Here is a 25,723-nt window from a genome sequence, read left to right as displayed (position 1 = left end):
CCCTAACCTCAAAACAAATCAGCCGGATCAGCCGCCGCCAGCCTTCGCGTGGCGATGGCGCCTGACAGCGAGCAGGCAACCAGCGTTCCGATCAGCACGATCACAGCCATGTCCCAGGTCATCGCCAAGGGCAGATTGGTGGCCTTCTTCATCCCCACCAGCAATCCCGTGCCCACAATCACACCGGGCACGAAGCCGAAGACAGCCAGTATCAGCGCCTCCTCGAAAACAATGCCGAGGAAGAATGTCTGCGGGTAACCCATCGCCTTGAAGGTCGCATATTCGGACAGATGATCGGCCACGTCTGTCGACAGCACCTGGTAGACAATGACGATGCCGACGAGCACACCGATGATGACGCCAAAACCGAAAATGATGCCGGTCGGCCGCTTGGTCTGCTGGTAGCTGAGGTCGTCTGCCTTGGCCTGATCATAGGAGCGTATGCGCAGCGACTTGTCCGAAATCAGATCCCGCAACCGCGACGCCACGACCTCCGGGTCTGCCCCCGGTTTCACCTTGAGCAGAATATGATCGGGCGCTGCCGAACTCCGCGCCGGAAACACCGACAGGAAGGTCTGGTCCGACATGATCAGATAGCCGTCACCGCCAAAGCCGCCGCCGCCCTGAAACGTGTCGTAAAGCGTCAGTGTCTTGCCGGTCACCTCGAACGAGGCCGGCGTCTGCGGACGGATCGCCGCAGCCTCTTCAGGCGGCAGGCCGCGGGTGGCCATGTCGAGAATGCCCGAATCCTTGAGTTGCAGCGTCGCCAGCTTGGGTTTGAGCACCGGGCTCAAAAAATCCGGCAGCGTCGGGTCGATGCCGAAGCTGGTCAGGCCCAGGGTCTTGGTCGGGCGCGGCCAGTTGGTGTTGCCGACAAAAATTCCGGTCCCAAGTGTCACTTCCGGATCGGCCTGCGCCTGAAACAGCCATTGCCGCGCGACATTGCCGCCCTCGGTCATCGAATTGGCGTCCGAGGCCGAAATCATGATGTCGGCTGTGAAAAAATCGTAAGGCTTCAGCGTTGCCGTCGCCATCGAGTTCATGATGCCCAGTTGCACGAACACCAGCACATTGGCAAACGCGACGCCGGCAATCGCCGCGGCAAAGCGGGTCCGGCTGTGGGTCAGTTGCAGCCAGCCGATCGGCAGCCGCCCGAACAGCCATTGCAGCAAACGGCTCATGGATTGCTCTTGGCTATGGGCGCAGCGGTGCGGGTATCGATGCGGGCGATCACCTCGAGATTGGTGTAGCGCGCCGCCACCTTCGATGACGCCTCGTCCAGCTCGACCATCACCTTGATCACCCGCGCATCGGTGTTTGCCGCGGTGTCATCCGACAGCAGCCCCTGACGCCCAACAGTCAAACCGATCGACTTGACCCGGCCCTGAAGCGTCTGGCCGATGGCGACAGCCGCCAGCTCCACCGGCTGCCCCTCGGCCACAGTGGCGATGCGGTCCTGATAAACCTCGACCTCGGCCATCATGTGATCGGTGTCACCAATCAGCATGATGCCATCACTTGGCGGCTTTTCTCCCGGATTGGCCATCGAATCAAGCACCACGCCGCTGATCGGCGCCAGAACCGCGGACCGGACCAGATCCTGTTCGGCACGGGTCAGGTCCGCCTTGGCCGCATCAAGGTTGCGCGCGGCGACGATCACGTCAGGCTGCAGTTCGACGACGTCTCCGCTGAACCGCGACAATGTCGCTTCGGCCTTCTGCACAGCAAGAACCGCCTGACGCTCGGCTGCCGCAAGCGAATCGAGCGAGGCCTGGGTGATCACGCCGCGCTCGAACAGGGCCTTGCCCCGCTCAAGTTCGGCTGACGCCTCGGTGCTGGCGCTCCGCGCCTGCTCCATCGCCGCGCGGGCTTCGGCTTGCGAGTTCTGCACCGAAGCCGTGGTCTGAACCAGTGCCGCCTCGCGCACCGCGACATTCGCCTCAGCTGACAGCACCGCACTTTGCAACTGCCCCTGATTGTCCAGTCGCGCAACGACCGCGCCTTTTTCCACCCGGTCACCGATGCTCACCAGCACTTCGGCAATCCGTGCATCGCCCGCGCCATAGGGCGGCGCCACGATCGACACATCGCCACGCGGCATCAGCCGGGCCAGCCCGACCACATCGCTGGCCTGCATGGTCGCCACCATCTCCTTGGGCATTTCCATATCCGGCGGAAGCGCGATCGGCGTCTCCGAGCCGGCACCGGGCTGCAAACCGGTGAGCGCATAGAATTTCTGCAAGGCGACAGGCTGGTAATACATGCCGATTACCCCGCCCGAGAACATGAACACCGGGATCAGCAGCACAAGAAGATAGCGCTTGCGAAACCGCCACCGCCGCCGGGCGACTGGCTGGCTGTCGCTGTCGTGCCGGATGACATTCAGTGGCAGGTCGGTTTCAGGTGGAATTGTCATCGCCAGGTCCAGTTCTCAAGGCCGCGCAGGAGGCAGGCTTAATATATATTATTTTCAGCATGTTTTTACAACGCCAATCCCCGGCATTGTACCGCATTGCGATGATGCTGCAGTCATTTCCGTTTCCCAGACTTTTCCGGGTTTGCCGCCAGTCCAAAACCCGGCACAGTGTCTGTCACCGACAATGCATGCAGAAGGCCAGCAATGACCGATCAGAATGCCATACCTGCCAACCAGCCAGCGCTTGCGGTCTCCGTGGCGCTGGAACGCGACGGAAAATTCCTGCTGGTGCTGCGAGCCAACCCGCCGGCCCAGCACATGTATGCCTTCCCCGGCGGCCGGGTTGATCCGGATGAAAAACTCGAAGCTGCAGCCTTGCGCGAGCTTGAGGAGGAAACCGGATTGAAGGCATCCAATCCACGCCCCTTCGCCACCTTTGACCTGCCGTCCCGACGTGCCGATGGCAGCCTTTCCTCGCACTTCCTGCTGACCGTGTTTCTCGCCGACGACCCCGGTGGAGAACCTCAGGCACTCGACGACGCCAAGGCCGTCGGCTGGTTTACGCCCGAGGAAATTCTCAGCCTGCCAGTTCCTCAAAGCATGCTGGAATGCATGGAAATGCTGGCGGAAAGACACCCGTAGGCGTGAAAATCGGCAAGCGCTATTGTGGTGTACCGGAGACGTATTGCCTGTGCAGCAAATTCCGACTACGGCAAGCGCGATATCATCGCCCCCCCCCGCGGCAGCGGATTTGACGACAGCGACGGAGAAGCCAAATGACCGGCACAATCAGGATTCTCGATGGCGGGATGAGCCGCGAACTGACCCGGCTTGGCGCCAAGCTGGTGCAGCCGGAATGGTCGGCTCTGGCTTTGATGGAAAGCCCCGAGATCGTCCGCCAGGTTCACGCCGAATTCATCGATGCCGGCTCTGACGCCATCACCACCAACAGCTATGCGCTGGTTCCTTTCCACATTGGGGAAGACCGGTTTCGCGAACAGGGCCCGGCGCTGATTGCTCTGTCGGGCAAGCTGGCACGTGAAGCCGCCGATGCGCGCAGCGACCGCGAGGTTCTGGTCTGCGGCTCCCTGCCCCCGATCTTTGGCTCCTATGAGCCCGAGAATTTTGACCCGTCGCGGGTGCAGGACTACCTCTCCGTTCTGGTCGAAAACCTGTCACCTAGCATCGATGTCTGGCTTGGCGAAACGCTCAGCCTGATCGCCGAAGCCGACGCGGTGCGTTCAGCCGTTCAAGCCACCGGCAAGCCGCTCTGGATCTCTTTCACGCTCAAGGACGGCCCCGGTGCACTCGCCTCTGAACCGGCCTTGCGCTCCGGTGAAACCGTGGCCGAGGCCGCTGCCTGGGCAGCAAAATCGGGCATCCAGGCGCTGCTGTTCAACTGCAGCAAGCCGGAAGTCATGCAAGCCGCGATCAGTACCGCCGCAGCCGAGTTCCGGAAATCCGGCGTGAAGATAGATATCGGGGTCTATGCCAATGCGTTCGAGGACGAGACCGCCGAAGAAAAGGCAAACGAGGGGCTGAGTGACATGCGCGCCGAGCTCAACGGCGACGGTTATCTGCGTTTTGCCCGCAACTGGGTAGCCGCCGGCGCCACGCTGGTCGGCGGATGCTGCGGCATCGGCGTTGAGCAGATCGGACGGCTCGCCACGGACCTCAAGGACTGAACCCGCTCAAGCGCCCGATGCTGCACAAGCACCCGGTCCGTCTCAACCGTGCGGCCCGTCTCAAGCAATTGTGACCCGGCTTGATTGGCCTCGCCGCCGGTCTTGCCCGATCATCCGCTGATGAACGGATTCGACGCCCCCAGATCAGCCCGCGCCTGGCAGGCAAGACTTTCCGGCATCATCGGCATTACGCTGGTTGCCGGCCTGTTGCTGGCATTTTCAGCCATGAGTGCAGCCGCCAACCCCGACCGTTGGCGTTCCGAGGGCTGGAAAACCGATTTCTCTTTATCCAGCATTGATTTTGCAAGCGTCATGTCAGGCGGTCCGCCCAGGGACGGGATACCGCCGATCGACGACCCGGTCTTTCTGCCGGTGTCCGAAGCTTCTGGCCTAGATGCAATGGAACCGGTGATGTCGGTCGCAATCGATGGCAAGGCCCGCGCCTATCCGCTGCGCATCATGATCTGGCACGAGATCGTCAATGACAACCTTGCGGGACAGCCGATTTCGGTCACCTACTGCCCGCTTTGCAACGCCGCAATCGTGTTCGAGCGAACCATAGATGGAGAGGTGACAAGCTTCGGAACCACCGGAAAACTGAGGAACTCCGATCTGGTCATGTATGACCGCGCCACCGAAAGCTGGTGGCAGCAATTCACCGGCGAGGCCATCACCGGGTCGAGAACCGGAACCAGCCTCAACGTCATTCCTTCACGGCTTGAATCCTGGCAGAGTTTTCGCCAGCGTTTTCCGGATGGTCAGGTGCTGGTGCCCGGCAATCCCGGCCTGCGCGATTACGGGCGCAATCCCTATGCCGGTTATGATAGCTCCTCCGTCCCGTTTCTCTACCGTGGCCCGATGCCGGAAGGCATTTCCCCGCTCTCATACGTTGTCGTCGTGCGCGACGGACCGGAGCCGGTTGCCATAGCGCTCGACCGGCTGCGGCGCGAAGGCAAAATCAGCAGCAAGGGCATCGAGATCGAATGGCTTGCCGGCGTCCGCTCGGTGCTTGATACCGGTGCCATCGAGGAAGGCCGCGAAATCGGAAGCGTCAATGTCACCCGCGATGGCACACCTGTTGCACACGAGCTGACATTTGCGTTTGTCGTCCGGGCCTTCCTGCCCGGCACCGCAATTCTCAAGTAACCATCGCCTCCGCCATGGGATTTCATCAGGCCCAGTCTTGGTGTAAGGGAGCCATCATGATGCGCCGATTGCTGCTGATCCTCACCCTGCTCACGCCCCTGCTGCCGGCCATTGGCCACCAGCCGGTTCTGGCGCAGGAAAGCGATGCGGCCACAACAGTTGAACCCAAGCTTCCGCCGCCACCCTATGAGCCCAGACTGCTGCGCCTGGCCGAAATCATCGGCTCGATCCAGTATCTGCGCAATCTGTGCAATTCCGAGGGCGAACCCGGCTGGCGCGAGAGCATGCAGGCGCTGCTGGACAGCGAGACCGTAGGCGAGCCGGACCGGCGCGAGCGACTGACCGCGGGATACAACCGGGGATTTCGCGCTTTCGCCTCGGTTTACACCACTTGCACCGCATCTGCCCTTGTCGCCGAGGAGCGATACCGTCGCGAAGCTGCAACACTGATTACAGAAATTGTCGCCCGTTACGGAAATTGACAATTTGTTAACCGATATCGCCTCTGCCCCGTGCCGAAACGCTCCAAGCCGTGCTAGGGTGTTAACGAGATAGTAAGTAAAAGTTGGTCCGCATGACACATCCCACAGCCCACACGCCCGATGAACTCGATGATCTGATCATCCAGGAAAAGCTCCAGGTTGCTATGGAATTGCAGCATGATGCCTGGGCTGAAAGCACCGCCGACGGCATCGAGCCTGAAATCATCGCCGATGCAGCGATGATTACCGCCATCCGGGAAACCGTCCGCGCTTTGGGTGAAGAGCAGGCGGAAGCTCTGGTGGAATCACTCAGGGGACGCATTCTCGCGGGCGAATTTTCCCCCGAACGCATTCTTCAATAGGCTGACCGGCGGGGTACCACGTGGCCGACAAGCACATGTGCCGAATTGCTGGACGCGATTTGAGTGCCCGATCAGCGGCCATGGCCGCGCTGTTGATGATGAGCCTGTGCTCGCCGGCGCAGGCGTTGAGCGAACTCAAACCGGCCCATCCTGAGGCTGCCGATGTCGAACAGGGCCCTTCCCTGCCGCCGCTTGACGAACCCACCATCGGTCCCGACGGCGGGCTGCCGCCACCAGACCCGATCATCCGCGCAACGCCCGATTCCCAATCCGAAGACGTCAGCCCCGATCCCGCGATTGCCGAAGACGACGTCCCGCTCGACATCATCACCGATCTTGCCCAGCTGCCCGAACCGGCGCGGCGCATGCGGGAACTGATCCTCGCTGCCGCGACCACCGGCGACCCTGAAAATCTCCGCGCGCTGCTCGGCACCGGCCCCAACGCCACCCAGCTGTCATTCGGAGAGATCGAAACCGATCCCGTGTCCTACCTGCGTTCGATCTCCGGCGACAGCGAAGGCCAGGAAATCCTTGCGATCCTGATTGATCTGCTCAACACCGGTTTTGTCCGTATCGATGCCGGCGGACAGGACGAGACCTATGTGTGGCCCTATTTCGTGGCTTTGCCGCTCGACAGCCTGACCGCGCCGCAAAGGGTCGAGCTGCTGCGGCTGGTGACTGCCGGCGACGTCGAGGACATGAAAGCCTACGGCGCCTACAACTTCTACCGGATCGGAATCTCGCCCGATGGCGAGTGGCGCTTTTTCATGGCCGGCGACTGATCTCTTTCGCCCTTGCCGCTGACCACGCGACCGCCTACCTATCCACAAGCCCAACATACCTGCATTCATTGCCGAACAATCCGGAGTGCCGCACCGTGCCAGCCCTGATCCTCCCCGACCGGACCATCGTACGTGTGGATGGTGCGGACGCACACCACTTCCTGCAGAACCTGATCACCGCCAACCTCGACATGGTCAAGCCGGCAGAGGCCCATCCTGCTGCGCTTCTCACCCCTCAGGGCAAGATCCTCTTCGACTTCCTGATCTCGAAATCGGGCGAGAACAGCTATGACTGCGACATCAGCACAGACCAGGCAGCCGATTTCGTCCGCAGGCTGACGCTTTACAAGCTGCGCGCCGCGGTCACCTTTGAAAAATGCGAAGATCTTCCGGTCATTGCTGGCTGGAATGGTGAAGCGCCGCAGGGCGCACTCCGCGACATGCGGTTCCCGAAGAAAGCAGGCGTCTGGCGGCTTTATGGCAGCGGATCGGTTGTCGATGCAGACCGGCAGGCATGGGACGCAATCCGCATCGCCCACGGCGTTGCCGAATCAGGCACGGATTTTGCGCTTTCGGATGTCTTCCCGCACGACATCCTGATGGACAAGAATGGCGGCGTTGATTTCAGGAAGGGCTGCTATGTCGGCCAGGAAGTGGTCTCGCGCATGCAGCACCGCGGCACCGCCCGGCGCAGGGTGGTAACGCTGACGGCGGAAACAGACCTGCCGCTCCGCGAAGGTTCCGAAACGCAGCCCAGCATCATGGCAGGCGACAAGCCTGTCGGCAGCCTTGGCTCTGTCTCGGGCAACTCCGCGCTTGCCATCGTGCGAACCGACCGCGTTGCCGACGCGCTTTCTCAAGCCGTTCCCCTGACCCTCGATGGCATACCCGTCACATTGACCTTGCCAGGCTGGACCGGTTTGTCCTTTAACAGCGGCGACAGCAACGCAACGGACAACTGATCAATGCCCGCAATCGAAAAAGCGCCCCGCGCCTGGCAGCGCATGCTCTCCGGCCGGCGGCTGGATCTGCTCGATCCGTCACCGCTGGATGTGGAGATATCCGACATCGCGCAAGGGCTGGCCCGGGTGGCGCGCTGGAACGGTCAGACACGGGGCGATCATGCGTTCTCGGTGGCGCAGCACTCGCTGATGGTCGAGGCGATTGTCGGTCGTCTTTCCGGCGCATCGCCCCAGACCCTGCAGCTCGCACTGCTGCACGATGCCCCCGAATATGTCATTGGCGACATGATCTCGCCGTTCAAAGCCGTGGTTGGCGGCGGCTACAAGACGGTTGAAGCGAGGCTCGAGGCCGCCATCCACATCCGTTTTGGCCTCCCTCCGGCGGCATCGAAAACAATCAAGGCGCTGATCAAGCGGGCGGACAGGATCGCCGCCTATTTCGAGGCAACCGAACTTGCAGGCTTTGACGACAAGGAAGCCCGCGCCTTTTTCGGGCCGCCGCGCGGCATCAGCCGGGACATGCTCGATGTGGCGCCCCGTCCCGCCGCCGAGATCGAAACGCTGTTCCTGCAGCGTTTCGAGGCCATCGAGGCCCTGCGCCATCCCGGGAAAGGTTGACCCTTGTCCTATATCGTCATCTGCCGTCTCAACCAGATCGCCGAAACCGCCGTGCTGCATGGCGCGCGCGAAATGGTGAGCCTGCTGGCAGAGAACCAGGATTTTCACCGTCCCGCCGTCATCGACCAGAACCGCCACCTCAAGCTTGGCCTCAATGACATCGCCGAGGTCCGGCCCGGCCTGACAGCTCCAGGCGAAGCCCATGTCGACAGGCTGATCCGGTTTGCGCAAGGCTGGGACCAGCGCGCGCCGCTGGTCATCCATTGCTGGCTCGGGATCTCCCGCTCACCCGCAGCCGCCGCGATCACTGCGCTGACGCTGGAACCCGACCAGGACGACATGGCGCTTGCCGAAAGGTTACGCGCCGCATCCCCCTTCGTCACGCCCAATGCGCGGCTCATCGAAATCGGTGATAGCATGCTGGGGCGTGGTGGACGGCTGATCCGGGCCATCAAGGCCATCGGACGCGGCGCCGATGCTTTCGAGGGTGGCCGGATCTGTCTTGCGGTGCGGCCGGGTGACGATGTGCCCGCTGCCACGCCGGCTCGATACAAGCGCTCAGGCATGAGCAACAGCAAGGGCTGACAACGCCACGGAGCAGATGCCATGGAATCCGACGACATCCCTCCCCTGCGCATTGGCCTGAACGCGGCTATCGTTGCCGTCACCAACCACACGCCGAGCATACTGACCGTACCGGCATCTCCTGGTGATGGCCCCGCCGACGGGCTTCCCTTCGGCCCGTTCGATCCGGTCCGGCACCGGACCTTTGAAGGCAGCCTGCGCGCCAGCGTCGAAAGCCAGACCGCGCTCAATCTCGGCTATGTCGAACAGCTCTACACGTTCGGCGACCGTGGACGCCAGATGCACAGCGATGAAGCAAGCAAGGATGGCGGTCCGCATCTGGTATCCGTCGGCTATCTGGCACTCACCCGCGCCGACGCCGAAAATCCCGAGGCATTGCATGCCACCGGCGCCCGCTGGCGCGACTGGTATCAGCTGTTCCCCTGGGAAGACTGGCGCGAAGGCCGGCCCACCATGCTCGACACCGCCATTCTGCCCCGCTTGCTGCCTTGGGCCGGTGAGCCGGCAGAGCGCCCGCAGACACCAAGCCGCAAGGCCCGCATCAAGCTCGCGTTCGGACTGGGTGATTTTCCCTGGGACGAGGAACGGGTGCTAGACCGTTATGAGCTGCTGTATGAGGCCGGGCTGCTCGCCGAGGCCGTCGCCGATCAGCGGGTGACATCCACCGGACTCGCCACGCCGCTGGGGCGCGCCATGCGCTTTGACCACCGCCGTATCGCCGCCACCGCGGTGCAGCGGCTCCGCGCCAAGATCAAGTACCGGCCAGTGATCTTCGAATTGATGCCGCCCGAATTCACGCTGACCGAATTGCAGGCGACCGTCGAAGCGATCTCGGGCAGGCACCTGCACAAGCAGAATTTCCGCCGCCTGGTCGAAGGCGCAGAACTGGTGGAGCCAACCGGCGCTTCAAGCTCCGCCACCGGCGGCCGCCCCGCAGCCCTTTATCGCTTCCGCGCCAAGATCCTTGAGGAACGCCCCGCCCCGGGCCTGCGTCTCGGCGGGCGAGGATAGGCACAAACGCGTCACCCGGCACCGCCATTGGCATCACACTGAACATCGAAAACCCGTTCATTCAGGATATTTCTTTTACCCAGATCGCCCATCCAGCAGCGCAAATTCCACGGCGCAGCCGTTTCGCCGATCCCGTTGTACACGGAAACCGGCCCCCCGCCGGTTTACAATCATGGGCGCGCCGCGTTAGCCTTTAGTCGCGATCAAAGCCATCTTCGGCGTTGGTGGAGCATCAGAAATCTGAAACGCCCGGCAGCCTGAAACGGCAACAACATATCGGCTGAAACAGTCGGCCGGATACAGGACGGGGAATACCAATGTACAAGAAAATCATGGTGCCCGTGGATCTTGCGCACGCCGACAAGCTGGCGCTTGCTCTGGACACGGCCGCGAACCTATCGAAAATCTATCACGCGCCGATAACCTATGTTGGCGTGACATCGTCGGCGCCAGGCCCACTGGGCCACAATCCGGCGGAATACGACAAGAAACTGGCCGACTTCATCGCCGCACAAGCCAAGGCCCATGGCATCGAGACACACGGCAAGACCATCGTCAGCCACGACCCGGCGGTCGATCTGGACAATGCACTGATCAAGGCTGTGGATGAAACCGGAAGCGACCTCGTCGTGATGGCGACGCATATTCCCAATGTCGCTGACCATTTCTGGCCGTCCAATGGTGGCCGGCTGGCGACCCATACGAAAGCATCCGTCTTTCTCGTCCGCGGCTAAGCGCAAACGACGGCACCTGCCACAATAAAACACAAGCGGGAGACCACCCAATGAGCGACAACAGCGAACCGGGTATTCCGGCGCCGGAAGGCCCGGCCAATCTGATCGACACCGAGTACGAGGTCGGTCAGGACAATATTTCCATGTCAGTCGGCCCGTTTGGCCTCGACATCCACAATCCGGTATTTGCGATCTCCGGATTGACCATCGTCGCCTTTGTTTTCGTCACTCTGGCCTTTCAGGAAAGCACCGGTGCGGCCTTCAACGACCTGCGCAACTGGCTGACCGGAACCTTCGACTGGTTCTTCCTCACGGCAGCCAACATCTTCGTGCTTCTGTGCCTGTTCCTGATTGTCTCGCCTTACGGCAAGGTCAGGATCGGTGGCAAGGACGCGACGCCGGACTATTCCTACACCGGCTGGTTCGCCATGCTGTTTGCCGCCGGCATGGGCATCGGCCTGATGTTCTACGGCGTCTCCGAACCGATCTCGCATTTCTCGTCCTCCGTTGCGGAGAATGCCGGCACGGCAGAAAGCTGGGCGCCGCTGGGAGGCGCTGCGGGCAATACCGCCGAGGCGCGTGACCTGGGCATGGCCGCAACCATTTTCCACTGGGGCCTGCACCCCTGGGCCATCTACGCAATCGTCGCCCTGGCGCTGGCGCTGTTTGCCTACAACAAGGGCCTGCCGCTGACCATGCGGTCGGTGTTCTACCCGATCTTCGGTGAGCGTGTCTGGGGCTGGACCGGTCACGTCATCGACATCCTGGCGGTTTTCGCCACGCTGTTCGGGCTCGCCACCTCGCTGGGCTTCGGCGCGGAACAGGCCAATGCCGGTCTCAATCACCTCTTCGGCCTGCCGGTCAGCGATGTTTCCAAGGTATTGCTGATCGTCGTCATCACCGGCATTGCGCTGTTGTCGGTCGTCGCCGGCCTCGATGCGGGCGTCAAACGCCTGTCCGAGATCAACATGGTGCTTGCAGCCCTGCTCCTGCTCTTCGTGCTGATTGTCGGGCCGACAGTGGCGATCTTCACCGGCTTCTTCCACAATCTCTATGAATATGCGCGTTACCTGCCCGAACTCTCCAATCCGTTCGGGCGAACAGATGACAATTTCCGCCAGGGCTGGACCGCGTTCTACTGGGCGTGGTGGATTTCATGGTCGCCTTTTGTCGGCATGTTCATTGCCCGCGTCAGCCGCGGCCGCTCGGTGCGTGAGTTCCTCACCTGTGTGCTGATCATCCCGTCGCTGGTTTCGGTGTTCTGGATGACCGTTTTCGGCGGCACGGCCATCAGCCAGCTCGTCAATGACGGCTACCAGGTCGTCGTCGACGCGCCGCTGGAACTCAAGCTGTTTGCCATGCTCGAGGCGCTGCCGCTGCAGCAGATCACCTCGTTCATCGCCATCGTGCTGGTCATCGTGTTCTTCGTCACCTCGTCGGACTCCGGCTCGCTGGTGATCGACACCATCACCGCAGGCGGCAAGGTCGATGCACCTGTGCCGCAGCGCGTGTTCTGGGCCAGCTTCGAGGGCCTCGTTGCCATCGCATTGCTGCTTGGCGGAGGATTGGGAGCACTTCAGGCGATGGCGGTTTCGACGGGCTTCCCGTTCACCATCGTGCTGCTGCTCGCCTGTTACGCCATCCTCAAGGGGTTGCACAGCGAACCACGCTGACACCAAAGGGGCCGCCAGAAATGGCGGCCCCTTTCACATTCCGGCCATTGCCGCAGCGGCGACACCCGGCAGACACGCTACCCGTTCCAAGCCGGAAAATCCGGCCCGCATCCCCCTTGTCAAAAGCTGCAGACCTGTGACAACAAGATGCAAATCGGTCTGGCCCCTCGCCGCCGATAACGTCATTTCTGCTTCACATCCACACCGGCGACTTGCGGAACGCAAGCCACTGCGTCCACCAGCGATCCGGCTCATGATTCCCATCCTGTCAGTTCTCATTCCCACCATGGGCATCATCACTCTTGGCAGGGTGTTTCGCGAACGCCTGAGCGTTGATGCGTGGCGCGGCATCGACCGGCTGAATTTCGAACTGCTGTTTCCCTGCCTGATTTTCTCGGCGGCGGCATCGCGCCCGATTGCACTCGACGATGCCGCGATCATCGGGGCCGGCGTCTGGATTATCCTGTCGCTGGGGCTTTCGCTGGGCTGGCTGCTGCGGCCGTTTGGACCGGCAAAGTTCCTCGACTTCGCCGGCGCCTGGCAAACGGCCTGGCGGTTCAACACGGCGATTGCGTTCGTTGCCGTCGGTGCGGTTGGCAATGCCGCTCCACTGATGTCGGTGGCCATCGGCTTTGCCGTGCCACTGGCAAACGTCTTTGCCATCACCGCACTCTCCCGCGGCAACGGGTTGGGCCTGCTCGGTGTACTGGGTCAGATTGCCCGCAACCCGTTTTTCATCGCCTCGGTCTCCGGCATGTGCGTTGGTGCAGCCGGCATCACCTTGCCCGGTGTTCTCAAGCAGGGTGTGGATTATCTCGCAGGCGCGGCCATTCCGATCGCCCTCATGGCGGTTGGCGCCACGATGGACTGGGGCGCGATGGTGCGGCTCAACCGGTTCACCGGCGGCATCACCACGATCAAGCTGCTGATCCTGCCCGCACTTACATGGGCAGGCGTCAGCCTCGCCGGGCTTCCCGCAGCACAAGCCAATGTCCTTGTGGTGTTCGCCGCCCTGCCAACGGCATCGGCGGCTCATGTGCTGGCGTCGGTCTACGGTGCGGAACGCACGCTTCCGGCAACACTGATTGCCCAGTCCACCCTGCTCTCGGCGATCACGCTTCCATTCTGGATTTATCTGCTGACATAGACCCCACGATGCCGTCCCGGCGGGTTAGGCTAAAAACTATTTCGCCGCGTTGACCTGGCGGCCGCGCCAGAGAATAAACAGGCCCGAGATAACAATCAGGCCGGACCCGATCACCATCGCCAGGCTCAGCCGCTCGCCAAACAACACGATCCCGAGTGCGATGCCAAACAGCAGCCGCGAATACCTGAACGGGGTGACTGCGGACACTTCTCCCGTCCGCATCGCTTTCATCAGGCAGGAATAGGCTGCGACACCTGCCAGGATGGCCCCCAGCACATAAAGCGAAACCTCGACATCCGGCATCACGAAAGGCACGGCCTGCCAGGCGGCGAACAGTCCACCGGCAACGATGATGGAGAGAAATCCGTACAATCCGAGGATCGTCGTGCTCAGCTTGGCAGGGGCTGCACGGCTGGCCAGATCGCGGCCGGCAAACCCGATCATCCCGATGATGGCCAGAAACGACAGCATCGAAAAACTGTCCGTTCCCGGCTGGATGATGATCACAACCCCGATCATCCCGACGACAATGGCGGTCCAGCGGCGCCATCCCACCTTCTCTCCAAACACCACGGCCGCACCCGCAACCACGACCAGCGGGGTCGCCTGCAGAATGACCGTTGCCGCCGACAACGGGATCAGCGAAAGGGCCAGCACGTAAAACAGCCGGCCGACGATCTCGAAGACCACGCGAACACACATCGGTTTGGAAATCACATCGGGATTGTACAGCGGTTCCCGGTTGATCAGCGCCAGCGATGCGAACACAAGGGCACCACCAAGGCCGAAAATGACGAGAACCTGGCCGACCGGCAGCATCTCCGACGCGGCCTTGATGAAGGCGTCCTCGATGGCAAAGATCGCCATCGCCGAAACCATCCAGACACTGCCCACCAGATTGGCTTTGCGATCCGTTGCGATATGATGTGTCACGCGAATTCCAATGCTGGTTGCCGCCCCGGCGACCGCACCTGCATCACCGACAAGTCATCCTGATACCAGATTCCGCTGCTGGCGTAGCCCCGATTACGCTATAGCGCAGGGACAAATTGCAGCCCAAACACCAAGGCTGCAAAACTGATTCCCGACCACAATTGCCGAAACCAAGGGGTCGCCGCCCGCGCCTCAGCCGATCGCCATGTCCAGTCCGATATCCAGCGTCGGCGCTGCCATGGTGATCTTGGAGGTCGAGATGTAGTCGACGCCGGTTTCGGCGATGGCCTTGACCGTGTCGAGATTGACGTTGCCGGACGCCTCGAGCGTGATCCGGCCTCCGCTGGACCTGTTCATCGCGACCGCCTGGCGCAGCGTGTCGGGCCTCATATTGTCGAGCAGGCAGACATCCGCGCCTTCCTTCAGCACCGCTTCGAACTGCTCGAGCGTATCGACCTCGATCTCGACCTTGGTGAGATGTCCGGCGAAAGCCTTCGCCGCCTTCAGCGCTTCGGTGATCCCGCCGGCAACCACGATATGGTTATCCTTGATCAGGATCGCGTCATCGAGGCCGTAGCGGTGCGAGGAGCCGCCACCACAGCGCACGGCGTATTTCTCCACCGCCCTGAGCCCCGGAATGGTCTTGCGTGTGCAGGTGACCTTGGCGCTGGTGTGCGCGATGGCGTCGGCAAAGCGCGCCGTATGGGTCGCGATGCCGGACAGGTGCATGAGGAAATTCAGCGCCACCCGTTCCGCCGAAAGCAGGCCCCGCGCAGGTCCGGAAATCCGGGCGACCATCGTGCCGGGCGCGACCCGTTCGCCATCCCCCACCAGCGCTTCAAAGCTGATTGCCGGGTTGATCAGCCGGAACGCGGCCTGCGCCAATGGCAGACCCGAGATCACTCCGGCTTCGCGGCTGTTCATCTGCGCGGTGGCTTGCCTGTCCGGGCCGATGGTGGCGTTGGAGGTAATGTCGCCGGCACGTCCGAGATCTTCGAGCAGTGCTGCGCGCACCTGGTCCTCGACCATCAAATGCGGCAGTTCAGGCAGGAATGCGGTCGTCATGGGTCAGCCCTCCAGCAGGTCGGGGATAATGGCGTGGGCCTGATCGAGCGTCACCAGCGTCCGCCGTTTCCAGTCCGCCTGCTCCTCCGGATAATCGGTACGGAAATGCCCGCCCCGGCTTTCGGTCCGGTTGAGTGCGCAGACCGCGATCAGTTTCGCCGTGGTGATCACGTTGTCAAACCGCACAGAATGGCTTTCCCTGGCAAGATGCAGGATCGTCTCAAGCGCCTGGCGCATGCCCTCGCCATCACGCAGCACGCCCAGGTTGGCGCTCATGGTCTTGCGCAGGGCCACCATGTTGGGATGGTCGTTCTCGGTGATGTACTCGGTTGTCGTCACCGAACCATCCTGCCAGTCCGCGGGCGCATCCGGCTTGATCTCCGCTTTCAGCGTCTCGGCAATGCGGGCTGAAAACACCACTGCTTCAAGAAGCGAATTCGAGGCCAGCCGGTTGGCGCCGTGCGCGCCTGTCGAGGTGCATTCGCCGCAGGCCCAGAAACCCGGCAATGAAGTCCGCCCGTCAATGTCGGTCCAGATGCCGCCCATGAAATAATGCGCCGCTGGTGTAACCGGGATCATCTCGGTAACCGGGTCTATGCCCGCTTCCTGGCAATAGCCGTAGACGGTTGGAAACTCCGCGGCGAAATCCGGCACAGCCGTACGGCAATCGAGAAACGCGCCCCGGCCGGCTTTCACCTCGGCAAAGATGCCGCGCGCCACCACGTCACGCGGCGCCAGTTCCGCGTCCGCATGCAGCGGCAGCATGAAGCGCTCGCCGGCTGAATTGTGCAGCGTGGCGCCATGACCGCGCAGTGCTTCGGTGGCCAGCGGCGCCGGGTCCTTGCCGACATTGATGGCGGTCGGGTGAAACTGCACGAATTCCATGTCGGCCATGCGTGCACCTGCGCGCGCCGCCATGCCGATGCCGCCGCCGCGCGCCTCGGTCGGGTTGGTCGTCACCTCGTAGAGATGGCCGGTACCGCCCGTGGCCATCACGACGTTCGATCCGGTGATCCTGTGCAGTTCCTCGCCGCTGCCGGCCTTGTCACGGGCGACCACGCCGGTCACCCGGCCTTCTTCGACGATCAGGTCCTCGACCACATAGCCTTCCAGCACCCGGATCGAGGGTGTCTTGCGCACCGATGCGACCAGCGCCTCCATGATGGCCCGGCCGGCCATGTCACCCCTGACCCGGACGATGCGGCTTTGAGAATGCGCCGCTTCACGACTGACGGCCAGATGGCCCTCGAGATCGCGGTCAAATGGCACGCCGTAACCGAGCAGGTCATGGATCCGGTCGGACGCTTCCGACGCCATCATGCGGATGACCTTCTCGTCGACGATGCCGTCTCCTGCAATGATGGTGTCGTTGACGTGGCTTTCGATCGTGTCGCCCGGCCCCACGGCCGCAGCGATACCGGCCTGCGCCCATGCCGAAGACGCGCCCCGGCCGATTGGCGCGGCGGCGAGCACGGTCACCGCCTTGGGCGCCAGTTTCAGCGCACAGAACAACCCGGCAAGACCGCCGCCAATGATGATCACCTCGTCCGATCGCTTGACCGGTTCTGGCTGTTGAATGGCAACTGCTGTGGACGCCATGGCGTGCTCCCTGCTGGTCGAGAGCGGCGCTGCCGCCGCTGGCCCAGAACGTCAGTTCTTGAGGTTGATCATCCGCTCGACGGCCAGCCGGGCACGGTCGGCAATCGCCGGGTCGACCACAACCTCCTCGGTCATGTAGAGCAGGCTGTCGAGGATCTTCGGCAAGGTGATGCGCTTCATGTGCGGGCACAGATTGCACGGCTTGATGAACTCGACGTCCGGAACTTCGCTCTCGATATTCGATGCCATCGAGCATTCCGTCACCAGCAGCACCCGCGACGGCCGCGTGTCCTTGACATAATTGATCATGCCGGAAGTCGATCCCGAGTAATCGCAGACCGCGATCACGTCCGGATGGCACTCGGGATGGCCGATGATCTCGATGGTCGGATCGGCTTCCTTGTAGGCCAGCAGCTCTTCCGCCGTGAAGCGCTCATGCACCTCGCAATGGCCCTTCCAGGTCAGGATTTTCTTCTTGGTCTGCTTGGCGACATTCATCGCCAGGTATTCGTCGGGAATGCACAGCACCGTATCGGATTCGAAACTCTCGCACACGGCAACCGCATTGGACGAGGTGCAGCACACATCGGTCTCCGCCTTCACGTCGGCAGACGTGTTGACATAGGTCACCACCGGCACGCCGGGATAGCGTTCTTTCAGCAGCCGCACATCCGCGCCGGTGATCGAATCCGACAGCGAGCACCCGGCCTTGACGTCGGGGATCAGCACGGTCTTGTCCATGTTGAGCAATTTCGAGGTCTCGGCCATGAAATGCACACCGCACTGGATGATGATCTGCTCGTCGACCAGTGTAGCCTCACGCGCCAACTGCAGCGAATCGCCAGCGATATCGGCAACACAGTGAAAGATGTCCGGAGTCTGGTAATTATGCGCCAGGATCGCCGCGCCGCGTTCCTTCTTGATCCGGTTGATGGCGTGCACATAGGGCGCGTAGACGGGCCATTCGATTTCCGGGATGTGATTGCGCACGCGCTCGTAGAGATGGGCCGTTTCGCGCGCTACCGCCGGGGTATATTTCAACTCCGGACGCTCCATCACGCCAAACCGCTCTGCTGCACTTTGCACCTGTCTTGCAGCCTGTGCGCTCGTGCCTGTCTCCAACCGGGTCATGGCAAACCCTCCCGTCATCATCTATTATGCTCAATTTGAGCATAATAGGGTTTCAAAAGAACCCGGCAATGCCGGGGAACCATTCACATAGGACGTTGCATTTCCGATTGCAAGTCAGCCGGATGTCGCAGCAACGACGCAGCGATTACCGGTTACTTGAACAATTTGCTTTTTTCAGCGTCCTCAGCAGGCGCTGCATCTGGTGTTTCGGCAAGCGCCTTTTCCAGCACATATTCCGCCTGCGCGGCAAATTTCAGCGCCGGGTTGATCCCCAGGCTGAACGCCCTGGCCACACCGCCCAGCATGTGCTCGATCCGCACCGACCCTTTGCTTTGCGCGTCGGAGACGAACTTGAGCGCCAGATGCTCGGCATCACCTTCCGCGCCGGTCACGTCTCCGATCGGCTTGGAAAACAGGCCGACCTTGTTCTTGGCCGCCACCTCGGCCCATTCCGGCGCCTTGCGCAGGTGGGCTATGAAACTGCGCGCCTGATCGACATTCATCATCATCGCGTGGCCACTGCCCTCGGCGCCGCCCTGGGCCGGAATCACGATTGACGCCATAAGCAGCAGCCCGCGATCCTTGTCCGGCACCGCCGAGCAATAGGTAAACCCGGTTCGCTCGGTCGAAAGGTCCGTCACCTGCGCCGGGTCGCCAATAATGGCTCCATAGGGCGTGATCACAAACTTGCTTTCCGGATCGAATGTGGCCCGGTCGGGATCAAAATCCTGCGCATTGACTGCGCCTGACAGACCGGCAAGCAATACGCCCGCGGCAAACCATTTTGAAATTTTCCGCTTCATCGGCTCTGCCTCCGGCATCCACACGTCTTGTCCAAGCATTCCCTCATGCCCGCCCGCTGTCAACAAAGGCACGGCCAATCGGCAAGCATTGCTGATGCTCGGGCACTCACTGATCAATTCCGGTGATCGTTAGGTTCAAACAAAAGCACTTGTCCCCTGCACGGCAATGGCTAAAGTCGCCGCTCATTCGAGGAGCCTTCCATGTCCGAAACCCGTCCCTCCGCAGCCATCCCGCCCCTGCCCTGGCTGATCATCATTGCCGGTTCGCTGATTGCGCTTCTGTCCTTCGGACCGCGGTCGGCGATGGGTTTTTTCCAGCTGCCGATGCTCGCCGACACCGGCTGGGACCGCACCACGTTCGGCCTCGCCATGGCGATTCAGAACCTGTTCTGGGGCCTGGGACAACCGTTCTTCGGCGCGGTGGCCGACAAATTCGGCACCTGGAAGGTTCTCGCCCTGTCCGCCTTTGTCTATTCGGGCGGTCTGTTCATCATGTCGGTGGCGCCGAGCCCGGGCTGGTTCTACATCGGCGGCGGCGTACTCGTCGGCCTCGGCATCGCCTCGGCATCCTTCGGCATCGTGCTGGCGGCCTTTGCCCGCAACGTCGCGCCCGAGCGCCGCTCCATGGCCTTCGGCATCGGCACTGCGGCCGGCTCGGCCGGCATGTTCGTCTTTGCCCCGCTCAGCCAGGGCCTGATCGATGCCTATGGCTGGCAGGAGGCCCTGCTGTGGATGGCGGCGATGATGTTCATCATCCCGTTCCTGGCCATTCCGCTGCGCGGCAACTCCAGTTCAGGATCGCAGTCGGCGCTGCAGTACAAGCAGTCGATCGGCGAAGCCCTGCGCGAGGCGCTGGGTCACAAGAGCTATCTGCTGCTGGTCTCGGGTTTCTTCGTCTGCGGCTTCCAGGTCGCCTTCATCACCGCCCACTTCCCGGCCTATCTGCGCGACATCGGCATCGAAAGTTCGTTTGCCGTGCTGTCGCTGGCGCTTATCGGCTTTTTCAACATCATCGGTTCGCTGGCTTCGGGCTATATCGGCCAGCGCTATTCCAAGCCGATGGCGCTGGTCTGGATCTATATCTGCCGTTCGATCGCGGTTACCGCATTCCTGCTGTTGCCGCAGACCGGCACGTCGGTGGTGATCTTCGCCATCGTCATGGGCCTGCTCTGGCTCTCAACCGTTCCGCCGACCAACGCGCTGGTGGCCATCATGTTCGGCACCGGACACCTCGGCATGCTGGGAGGCCTTGTCTTCTTCTCCCACCAGGTCGGCTCCTTCCTTGGTGTCTGGCTCGGCGGCTACCTCTACGACGTCTTCGGCACCTACAACCCTGTTTGGTGGCTGGGCGTGGCGCTCGGCCTGTTCGCCGCAATCGTTCACTGGCCAATCAGGGAACAGGCGGTAGAGCGGCCGGAACTGGCTCCGGCGGAGTGATGCCGGCCGAAACCTGTCGGACAATCCGGTCGTGGACGGCATCATGAATTGCAGCTTTTTGCGTGACGGTTTCCTGGGCGGCTCGCTTGCGGTTACCGTCATCGCTTCGACTGTCAGTCCGCTGGCGCTGATGACTGCTGCGCTGGGGCGACAAGATGGTTGCCCGCCCGATTTGGATCCGGTGAACCAGACGCCTGAAAGCCAGGCCCGCAAGTCCGGCTACAATGGCCATGTGTATCCGCTGCGCCTCAGCGCATCAGCTTGTCGATCGGGAATATCGCGCAGGTTTCGGTGCCATGCGCCAGGAGCTTGCCCGAACTGTCGCGCAGATAGGCTTCCGAAGTGGCGATCGTCCTGCCCCGGTGAACAATCCGCCCCTCGCAGGACAATTCGCCCATATCCGGCAGGATTGGCCGGGTCAGGTTGAGCTTGAATTCCGCGGTGGTGTAGCCCTCGCCGGGCTTGATCGTCGTCATCACGGCGCAGGCAAGCGAGGAATCCATGATCGTTGCCGCCCATCCGCCATGAATGGTACCGAGCGGATTGAGATGATCGACAGTCGGTGTGCCGGTGAAAACGATCAGCCCCTCTTCGACCTTGGTAAGCCAGAAATTGAGCGTTTTCGCCATGGCAGCTCCGGGCAGTCGTCCCTCGAGAATACCCTGCATCACCTTCAGGCCGCCCTCCCTGCCCACCACATCGAGTGGCACGACGCCGGTAAACTGGCCGTTGGCGCGGCGATTGCTGTCATCCATCATGAAATCGGCTCCTGGATTGAGGGGGACGTGGGCTCAGCCTGCGGCATCGCCCGCAAGGCCGCCGCACAAAAACTTTCACGGCTGATCGGCGGCTCTACACCGCGCGGCTCGAACACGTGCCGGCCGAGAAAATAGCCGGTCAGATTGAACGCCTGGGCGAGCATTTCCGCAGTCGTGCAGGCCTGGGTGCGGTCGGGCAGGAACGCGGGCAATGCCAGCATCCGGTCAGCCCACGGAGCGCCGGCTTCGGCTGAAACCGCCCGGCCCGATTTTGGCGAGACATAGATGAGATCCGTCCGCACCCCGGTCGCCGCACACGCAGTCAGGTCGAGACCGAAGCCAAGATCTTCGAGCACCGCAAGCTCGAAACGGACATAGAGCGCGCCGGCTTGCTCGGGTGTGTCCAGACTGTCGAGAATGATCGCAAAGGCATCATGCAGCCGCGGATGGGAATCACGCTCCGGCAACAGTCGCAGCAGCGCAGCCATCGCCTGCACCCCGTGGACACCGATTGCGCTTTCCATCAGCCGCCCGGCGCGGGCATTGAGGAGCTCGACCTGGTACTGTCCCAGGTGCTCGTCCAGCCGGGCACGCCAGACCAGATCCACCGAATTGCCCGGTTGCAACACCGGTTGAAGCCGCTTGGAGCGGCCGCCGCGCACGATACCCAGATGCCGGCCATGCGCCTTCGTCATCACCTCGGCGATAACCGAGGTCTCGCCATGCTTTCGCAGGCCCAGGATGATTCCCTCGTCTCGCCATTCCATTGCGTGACCTTGCCCGCTCAGTGCGGAAATTCAAGCCCCATCTCGCGGTAGCGCTCGGGATCATTGCCCCAGTTCTCGCGAACCTTGACGAACAGGAACAGATGCACCTTCTGCTCGAGGATCTCGGCGATCTCCATGCGCGAAGCCTGGCCGATGGCCTTGATGGTCTCGCCCTTGTGGCCGAGAACGATCTTCTTCTGGCTGTCACGCTCGACATAGATGACCTGCTCGATGCGAACCGAGCCGTCCTTCTTCTCTTCCCAGCTTTCCGTTTCCACATGCGATGCATAGGGCAATTCCTGGTGCAGGCGCAGGAACAGTTTCTCGCGGGTAATCTCCGCCGCCAGCTGCCGCATCGGCAAGTCCGAAATCTGGTCTTCGGGATAGTACCACGGCCCTTCCGGCAGCTTGTTTGCCAGATAGTTCATCAGGTCCTTGCAGCCAGAACCGTTGAGCGCCGAGATCATGAAGGTCTCGTCAAACTTTGCTTTCTCATGAATGGAAGCCGTCAGCGCCAGAAGCGTGTCGCGCTTGACCTGGTCGATCTTGTTGATCACCAGGATCTTGTGCCCGTGCCGCTCGGCCAGCGAATCCAGCAACGCTTCCGCGTCACCACGGATCCCGCGCTCGGCATCGATCAGCACCAGAACCAGGTCGCCATCCTTGGCTCCGCCCCAGGCGGTTGTCACCATCGCCCGGTCAAGCCGACGCCGCGGCGTGAAGATCCCCGGCGTGTCGATGAACACGATCTGGGTCCGGTCGTGAATGGCAATGCCGCGCACGATCGCCCGTGTCGTCTGCACCTTGTGCGAGACGATCGACACCTTGGCGCCGACAAGCTGGTTCATCAGGGTTGATTTTCCCGCATTGGGAGCGCCGATCAGCGCCACGAAGCCGGATCGGGTCGGGCCTTGCGGCTCGGCCGGGGTTGCATCTGTTTCAGGTGTGTCAGTCATCATCTTTTCCTGCATTTGCCTGCCAGACGCCTTCGCGTTCGAGCACTGCCGTCGCTGCGGCTTGTTCGGCGGCGCGCTTGGAGCGGCTTGTGCCGCTGGCGGGCTTGGCCCCTTCAATCTCGACCACCACCTTGAACACCGGTTCGTGGTCAGGGCCGGACCGGTCGGTTACCCGGTATACCGGGGTAACCCCATGCCGGGCGTGGGCCCATTCCTGCAATTCTGTCTTGGCGTCTCTGCGCGCGGCATCATCGGCCAGGGCCCGTGCCTTCCAGTGCGTGTGGATAAAGCCCCGCGCAGCCTCAAGCCCGGCATCGAGATAGATCGCGGCAATAATCGACTCTACCACATCCGCACGGACATTGAGCATCCGCTTGTCGGCAACCTGTTTGACATCCGCGCCGGTCCGGATGAACTCGTGCAATCCCAACTCGTCCGCCACTTCCCCGCAGGTTTGCGCGCTGACAAGCTGGTTGAGACGAACCGACAGCTCGCCCTCGGTGGCATCGCGGAAATGATCAAACAGCAACTCGGCCACGCAAAGGCCAAGCACCCGGTCGCCGAGAAACTCGAGCCGTTCATAGTTGCCGCCCGCCGGATTGCGGAGACTGGAATGCGTCAGCGCGCGCTCCAGCCTGCCCGCATCGGCGAATGTGTGCCCGATGCGCTCCTCAACCCTGGCGACGACTTCCGCCGCCTTTTTGACTGCGCGCTTCATCGCTGAGCTGATTTGAAGAACCGCTCCAACCGCAGGCTGCTCGGCCATTTCCAGATTTCCAGCGGCGATGCATCTTCACCAATGGAGAAGAAGATGATCGTCGCCCGGCCGATGAAGTTCTCGAGCGGCACGTAACCAACCTCGAAGCGGCTGTCCTGGGAGTTGTCGCGGTTGTCGCCCATCATGAAATAATGGCCTTCGGGAACCACGAATTCCCTTGTGTTGTCACCGGGAGAATTGGGGCTGAGATCAAGCGTTGTATAGCTCACGCCGTTGGGCAGCGTTTCCCTGTAGACGGGAACGTCCGTGCCCCGGCTGTAGCGCCCTTCGGGCTCGTAGCTGCCAACCAGTTCGCGCTTGACCGCCTCGCCATTGATGTAGAGCACACCGTCGGTGACCTGGATCCGGTCACCCGGCAGACCGATCACGCGCTTGATGTAGTCAATCTTGGTATTGCTCGGCAGCCGGAACACAGCAACATCGCCGCGCTCGGGTTCGCTGCCCCAGATCCGGCCGGAAAACAGGTCCGGCGAGAACGGAATCGAATATTTGGTATACCCGTAGGAATATTTCGAAACGAACAGATAGTCGCCAACCAGAAGCGTCTCCATCATCGAGCCGGAAGGGATGCTGAACGGTTGGAAAAACAGGGTGCGGATAATCACCGCCAGCAGCAGCGCCTGGGCAAGCACCTTGATGTTTTCCCAAAGTCCGCCGGATTGGTCTTTTTTGGTATCTGACACGCGTTGAGTTCCTCAGGTATGGCGCGGAAACGCTTTCTCTAGCTGTTTGCATCGTTCGCGGCAACACCGCCCGCCAATGTCCTGCGATCTGCGGCCGATATCCTCGGATATCGGATCCGCAAGGGACTGCAATCACACAGCCAGCCTAGCGTCAGGACCGTGGAAGCGCTTCTATGACAACGAAAGCCTGCGCCAGCGGATAATCATCAGTTATTGTCAAATGAATGGCACAGGTCATGCCGTCAGGCGTCATGCTGTCGAGATGCCGCGCCGCGCCGCCGCTCAGCTGCATCGTCGGCTTGCCGCCCGGCATGTTGACCACGCCCATGTCACGCCAGAACACGCCTTTCGAAAGCCCGGTACCAAGCGCCTTGGAACAGGCTTCCTTGGCCGCGAACCGCTTGGCGTAGGAGGCTGCGCGCTGGGCCCGGCGATCCGATCTCGCCCGCTCGACATCGGTAAAGCACCTGTTGGTGAAGCGTTCGCCGTGGCGTTCAAGAGTTTTCTCGATTCGCCTGATATCGATGAGATCGCTGCCTATTCCGATGATCACGCGCTGTTTGCCCTGTCTGTAGCCCTGTCCGGACTTGCCGTGGCCAGTCCCTGGATACGGGCCTTGGCCCGCATCGCCAGCCTTGATTTGCGCCGCGCCTGAAACGCCCGGACGCCCCAATAGGTGAGAATGTAGAAGGCCACGCCGCTGACCACGCCCGGCGGTATCGCCCCGATCAGCATCGGCTTGAGCACCGGATCCCACAACTGGCTGATGTCCAGGTGCCGCAGCAATGCCTCCAGATTGACGTGCCGTTCATGCGTACCGGTTTCGATCCCGATCAGCATGTTTCCGATCTTGATGGTCAATGTCCAGATGAAGGGAAACGTCAGCGGGTTGCCGAATGCGGTTCCCAGTGCCGCGGCAACCATATTGCCGGCAAGCAGATAGGAAATCGCGAAAGCGAGAATGAAATGAAACCCGAGCAGCGGCGTCCATGAGGCAAAAACCCCGGCAGCCACACCCGCCGCAATCGCGTGCGGTGTCGCGGTCAGCCGCAGCACGCGTTTGATGAAATACTGGAACGAACGGCCAAACGACCTCCTCGGCCAGAGCGCAGTGCGCAACCGGTCAAAAAATCCCTCTGGTCTTCGGCGACGAAACAGCATGTGTTGTCCGTATATCGCTCTTTTTGTGTCAGCTCTAAGTCAGTGCGAC

General features: G+C 61.8%; 28 protein-coding genes. 14 read left to right on the top strand and 14 right to left on the bottom strand.

Annotation, left to right across the window (positions count from 1 at the left end; all coding sequences use genetic code 11):
• Positions 1–8: 8 nt before the first annotated feature.
• Together WNY80_RS01210 and WNY80_RS01205 are read right to left on the bottom strand one after the other, a co-directional pair.
• Positions 9–1,181 carry an FtsX-like permease family protein gene (locus tag WNY80_RS01210; protein ID WP_342885513.1) on the bottom strand — a complete coding sequence of 391 codons (1,173 nt, stop codon included), beginning with the start codon at positions 1,179–1,181 and terminating at the stop codon, positions 9–11.
• The gene (locus WNY80_RS01205; RefSeq protein ID WP_342885512.1) at positions 1,178–2,416 is read right to left on the bottom strand and encodes an HlyD family efflux transporter periplasmic adaptor subunit; all 1,239 of its coding nucleotides are present in this window, start codon (positions 2,414–2,416) and stop codon (positions 1,178–1,180) included. The genes WNY80_RS01210 and WNY80_RS01205 overlap by 4 nt, the downstream gene beginning before the upstream one ends.
• 204 nt (positions 2,417–2,620) lie before the next feature.
• Here WNY80_RS01205 and WNY80_RS01200 point away from each other — a divergent pair, with 204 nt between their 5' ends.
• From WNY80_RS01200 to WNY80_RS01140, 13 genes are all read left to right on the top strand, one after another.
• Positions 2,621–3,058, top strand: coding sequence for an NUDIX hydrolase (locus tag WNY80_RS01200; RefSeq protein ID WP_342885511.1), 438 nt, complete (start codon positions 2,621–2,623; stop codon positions 3,056–3,058).
• A 134-nt stretch (positions 3,059–3,192) separates the two neighbouring features.
• Positions 3,193–4,101: a homocysteine S-methyltransferase family protein gene (locus tag WNY80_RS01195; RefSeq protein ID WP_342885510.1), complete on the top strand. Its 909-nt coding sequence runs from the start codon at positions 3,193–3,195 to the stop codon at positions 4,099–4,101.
• Positions 4,102–4,221: 120 nt separating this feature from the next.
• A complete protein-coding gene (locus tag WNY80_RS01190) occupies positions 4,222–5,247 on the top strand; it encodes a DUF3179 domain-containing protein (RefSeq protein ID WP_342885509.1) in 1,026 nt (341 codons plus the stop codon).
• Between the two features lie 56 nt (positions 5,248–5,303).
• A complete protein-coding gene (locus WNY80_RS01185) occupies positions 5,304–5,729 on the top strand; it encodes a TIGR02301 family protein (protein ID WP_342885508.1) in 426 nt (141 codons plus the stop codon).
• 92 nt (positions 5,730–5,821) lie between these two features.
• Positions 5,822–6,091: a hypothetical protein gene (locus tag WNY80_RS01180; RefSeq protein WP_342885507.1), complete on the top strand. Its 270-nt coding sequence runs from the start codon at positions 5,822–5,824 to the stop codon at positions 6,089–6,091.
• Positions 6,092–6,150: 59 nt separating this feature from the next.
• Complete coding sequence (locus WNY80_RS01175) at positions 6,151–6,873, top strand: hypothetical protein (RefSeq protein WP_342885506.1); 723 nt, start codon at positions 6,151–6,153, stop codon at positions 6,871–6,873.
• Positions 6,874–6,968: 95 nt separating this feature from the next.
• A complete protein-coding gene (locus tag WNY80_RS01170) occupies positions 6,969–7,835 on the top strand; it encodes a folate-binding protein (protein WP_342885505.1) in 867 nt (288 codons plus the stop codon).
• Positions 7,836–7,838: 3 nt separating this feature from the next.
• Positions 7,839–8,453 (top strand): HD family hydrolase, encoded by a 615-nt coding sequence (locus tag WNY80_RS01165; protein ID WP_342885504.1) that lies wholly within the window; start codon positions 7,839–7,841, stop codon positions 8,451–8,453.
• A 3-nt stretch (positions 8,454–8,456) separates the two neighbouring features.
• Positions 8,457–9,038, top strand: a complete 582-nt coding sequence (locus WNY80_RS01160) for a tyrosine phosphatase family protein (protein ID WP_342885503.1) — start codon at positions 8,457–8,459, stop codon at positions 9,036–9,038.
• A gap of 21 nt (positions 9,039–9,059) precedes the next feature.
• On the top strand, positions 9,060–10,049 hold the full coding sequence (locus WNY80_RS01155) for an NAD regulator (RefSeq protein WP_342885502.1): 990 nt from the start codon (positions 9,060–9,062) through the stop codon (positions 10,047–10,049).
• A 317-nt stretch (positions 10,050–10,366) separates the two neighbouring features.
• The gene (locus WNY80_RS01150) at positions 10,367–10,783 is read left to right on the top strand and encodes a universal stress protein (RefSeq protein WP_342885501.1); all 417 of its coding nucleotides are present in this window, start codon (positions 10,367–10,369) and stop codon (positions 10,781–10,783) included.
• 50 nt (positions 10,784–10,833) lie between these two features.
• Positions 10,834–12,456 carry a BCCT family transporter gene (locus WNY80_RS01145; RefSeq protein WP_342885500.1) on the top strand — a complete coding sequence of 541 codons (1,623 nt, stop codon included), beginning with the start codon at positions 10,834–10,836 and terminating at the stop codon, positions 12,454–12,456.
• A gap of 253 nt (positions 12,457–12,709) precedes the next feature.
• Positions 12,710–13,603: an AEC family transporter gene (locus WNY80_RS01140; RefSeq protein WP_342885499.1), complete on the top strand. Its 894-nt coding sequence runs from the start codon at positions 12,710–12,712 to the stop codon at positions 13,601–13,603.
• A gap of 36 nt (positions 13,604–13,639) precedes the next feature.
• On the opposite strand, the gene WNY80_RS01135 is transcribed toward WNY80_RS01140, so the two are convergent.
• From WNY80_RS01135 to WNY80_RS01115, 5 genes are all read right to left on the bottom strand, one after another.
• A complete protein-coding gene (locus WNY80_RS01135; RefSeq protein ID WP_342885498.1) occupies positions 13,640–14,536 on the bottom strand; it encodes a DMT family transporter in 897 nt (298 codons plus the stop codon).
• A gap of 192 nt (positions 14,537–14,728) precedes the next feature.
• A complete protein-coding gene (gene nadC / locus WNY80_RS01130; RefSeq protein ID WP_342885497.1) occupies positions 14,729–15,601 on the bottom strand; it encodes a carboxylating nicotinate-nucleotide diphosphorylase in 873 nt (290 codons plus the stop codon).
• Positions 15,602–15,604: 3 nt separating this feature from the next.
• On the bottom strand, positions 15,605–17,200 hold the full coding sequence (locus WNY80_RS01125; RefSeq protein ID WP_342885496.1) for an L-aspartate oxidase: 1,596 nt from the start codon (positions 17,198–17,200) through the stop codon (positions 15,605–15,607).
• A gap of 51 nt (positions 17,201–17,251) precedes the next feature.
• Complete coding sequence (gene nadA / locus WNY80_RS01120; protein WP_342885495.1) at positions 17,252–18,331, bottom strand: quinolinate synthase NadA; 1,080 nt, start codon at positions 18,329–18,331, stop codon at positions 17,252–17,254.
• Between the two features lie 152 nt (positions 18,332–18,483).
• On the bottom strand, positions 18,484–19,134 hold the full coding sequence (locus WNY80_RS01115) for a hypothetical protein (RefSeq protein ID WP_342885494.1): 651 nt from the start codon (positions 19,132–19,134) through the stop codon (positions 18,484–18,486).
• Between the two features lie 201 nt (positions 19,135–19,335).
• Here WNY80_RS01115 and WNY80_RS01110 point away from each other — a divergent pair, with 201 nt between their 5' ends.
• Positions 19,336–20,571 carry an MFS transporter gene (locus tag WNY80_RS01110; RefSeq protein ID WP_342885493.1) on the top strand — a complete coding sequence of 412 codons (1,236 nt, stop codon included), beginning with the start codon at positions 19,336–19,338 and terminating at the stop codon, positions 20,569–20,571.
• A gap of 248 nt (positions 20,572–20,819) precedes the next feature.
• Here the strand turns inward: WNY80_RS01110 and WNY80_RS01105 are convergent, their stop codons facing one another.
• The 7 genes from WNY80_RS01105 to WNY80_RS01075 form a co-directional block, all read right to left on the bottom strand.
• Complete coding sequence (locus WNY80_RS01105; RefSeq protein ID WP_342885492.1) at positions 20,820–21,329, bottom strand: PaaI family thioesterase; 510 nt, start codon at positions 21,327–21,329, stop codon at positions 20,820–20,822.
• A complete protein-coding gene (gene recO, locus WNY80_RS01100; protein WP_342885491.1) occupies positions 21,326–22,096 on the bottom strand; it encodes a DNA repair protein RecO in 771 nt (256 codons plus the stop codon). Before recO ends, WNY80_RS01105 begins: the two co-directional genes overlap by 4 nt.
• A 17-nt stretch (positions 22,097–22,113) precedes the next feature.
• Positions 22,114–23,052, bottom strand: a complete 939-nt coding sequence (era, locus tag WNY80_RS01095) for a GTPase Era (RefSeq protein WP_342885490.1) — start codon at positions 23,050–23,052, stop codon at positions 22,114–22,116.
• On the bottom strand, positions 23,045–23,770 hold the full coding sequence (gene rnc, locus WNY80_RS01090) for a ribonuclease III (protein WP_342885489.1): 726 nt from the start codon (positions 23,768–23,770) through the stop codon (positions 23,045–23,047). The genes era and rnc overlap by 8 nt, the downstream gene beginning before the upstream one ends.
• On the bottom strand, positions 23,767–24,513 hold the full coding sequence (gene lepB, locus WNY80_RS01085) for a signal peptidase I (protein ID WP_342885488.1): 747 nt from the start codon (positions 24,511–24,513) through the stop codon (positions 23,767–23,769). The genes rnc and lepB overlap by 4 nt, the downstream gene beginning before the upstream one ends.
• A gap of 151 nt (positions 24,514–24,664) precedes the next feature.
• The gene (gene acpS, locus WNY80_RS01080; RefSeq protein ID WP_342885487.1) at positions 24,665–25,066 is read right to left on the bottom strand and encodes a holo-ACP synthase; all 402 of its coding nucleotides are present in this window, start codon (positions 25,064–25,066) and stop codon (positions 24,665–24,667) included.
• Positions 25,063–25,674 carry a DUF2062 domain-containing protein gene (locus tag WNY80_RS01075; protein WP_342885486.1) on the bottom strand — a complete coding sequence of 204 codons (612 nt, stop codon included), beginning with the start codon at positions 25,672–25,674 and terminating at the stop codon, positions 25,063–25,065. The genes acpS and WNY80_RS01075 overlap by 4 nt, the downstream gene beginning before the upstream one ends.
• Positions 25,675–25,723 lie beyond the last annotated feature (49 nt).

Origin of the sequence: Hoeflea sp. AS16, from assembly GCF_038900095.1 — a bacterium.
GTDB lineage: Bacteria > Pseudomonadota > Alphaproteobacteria > Rhizobiales > Rhizobiaceae > Hoeflea.
The sequence above is the reverse complement of the archived record's forward strand: the minus strand, read 5'-3'. Positions and strand labels throughout refer to the sequence as shown.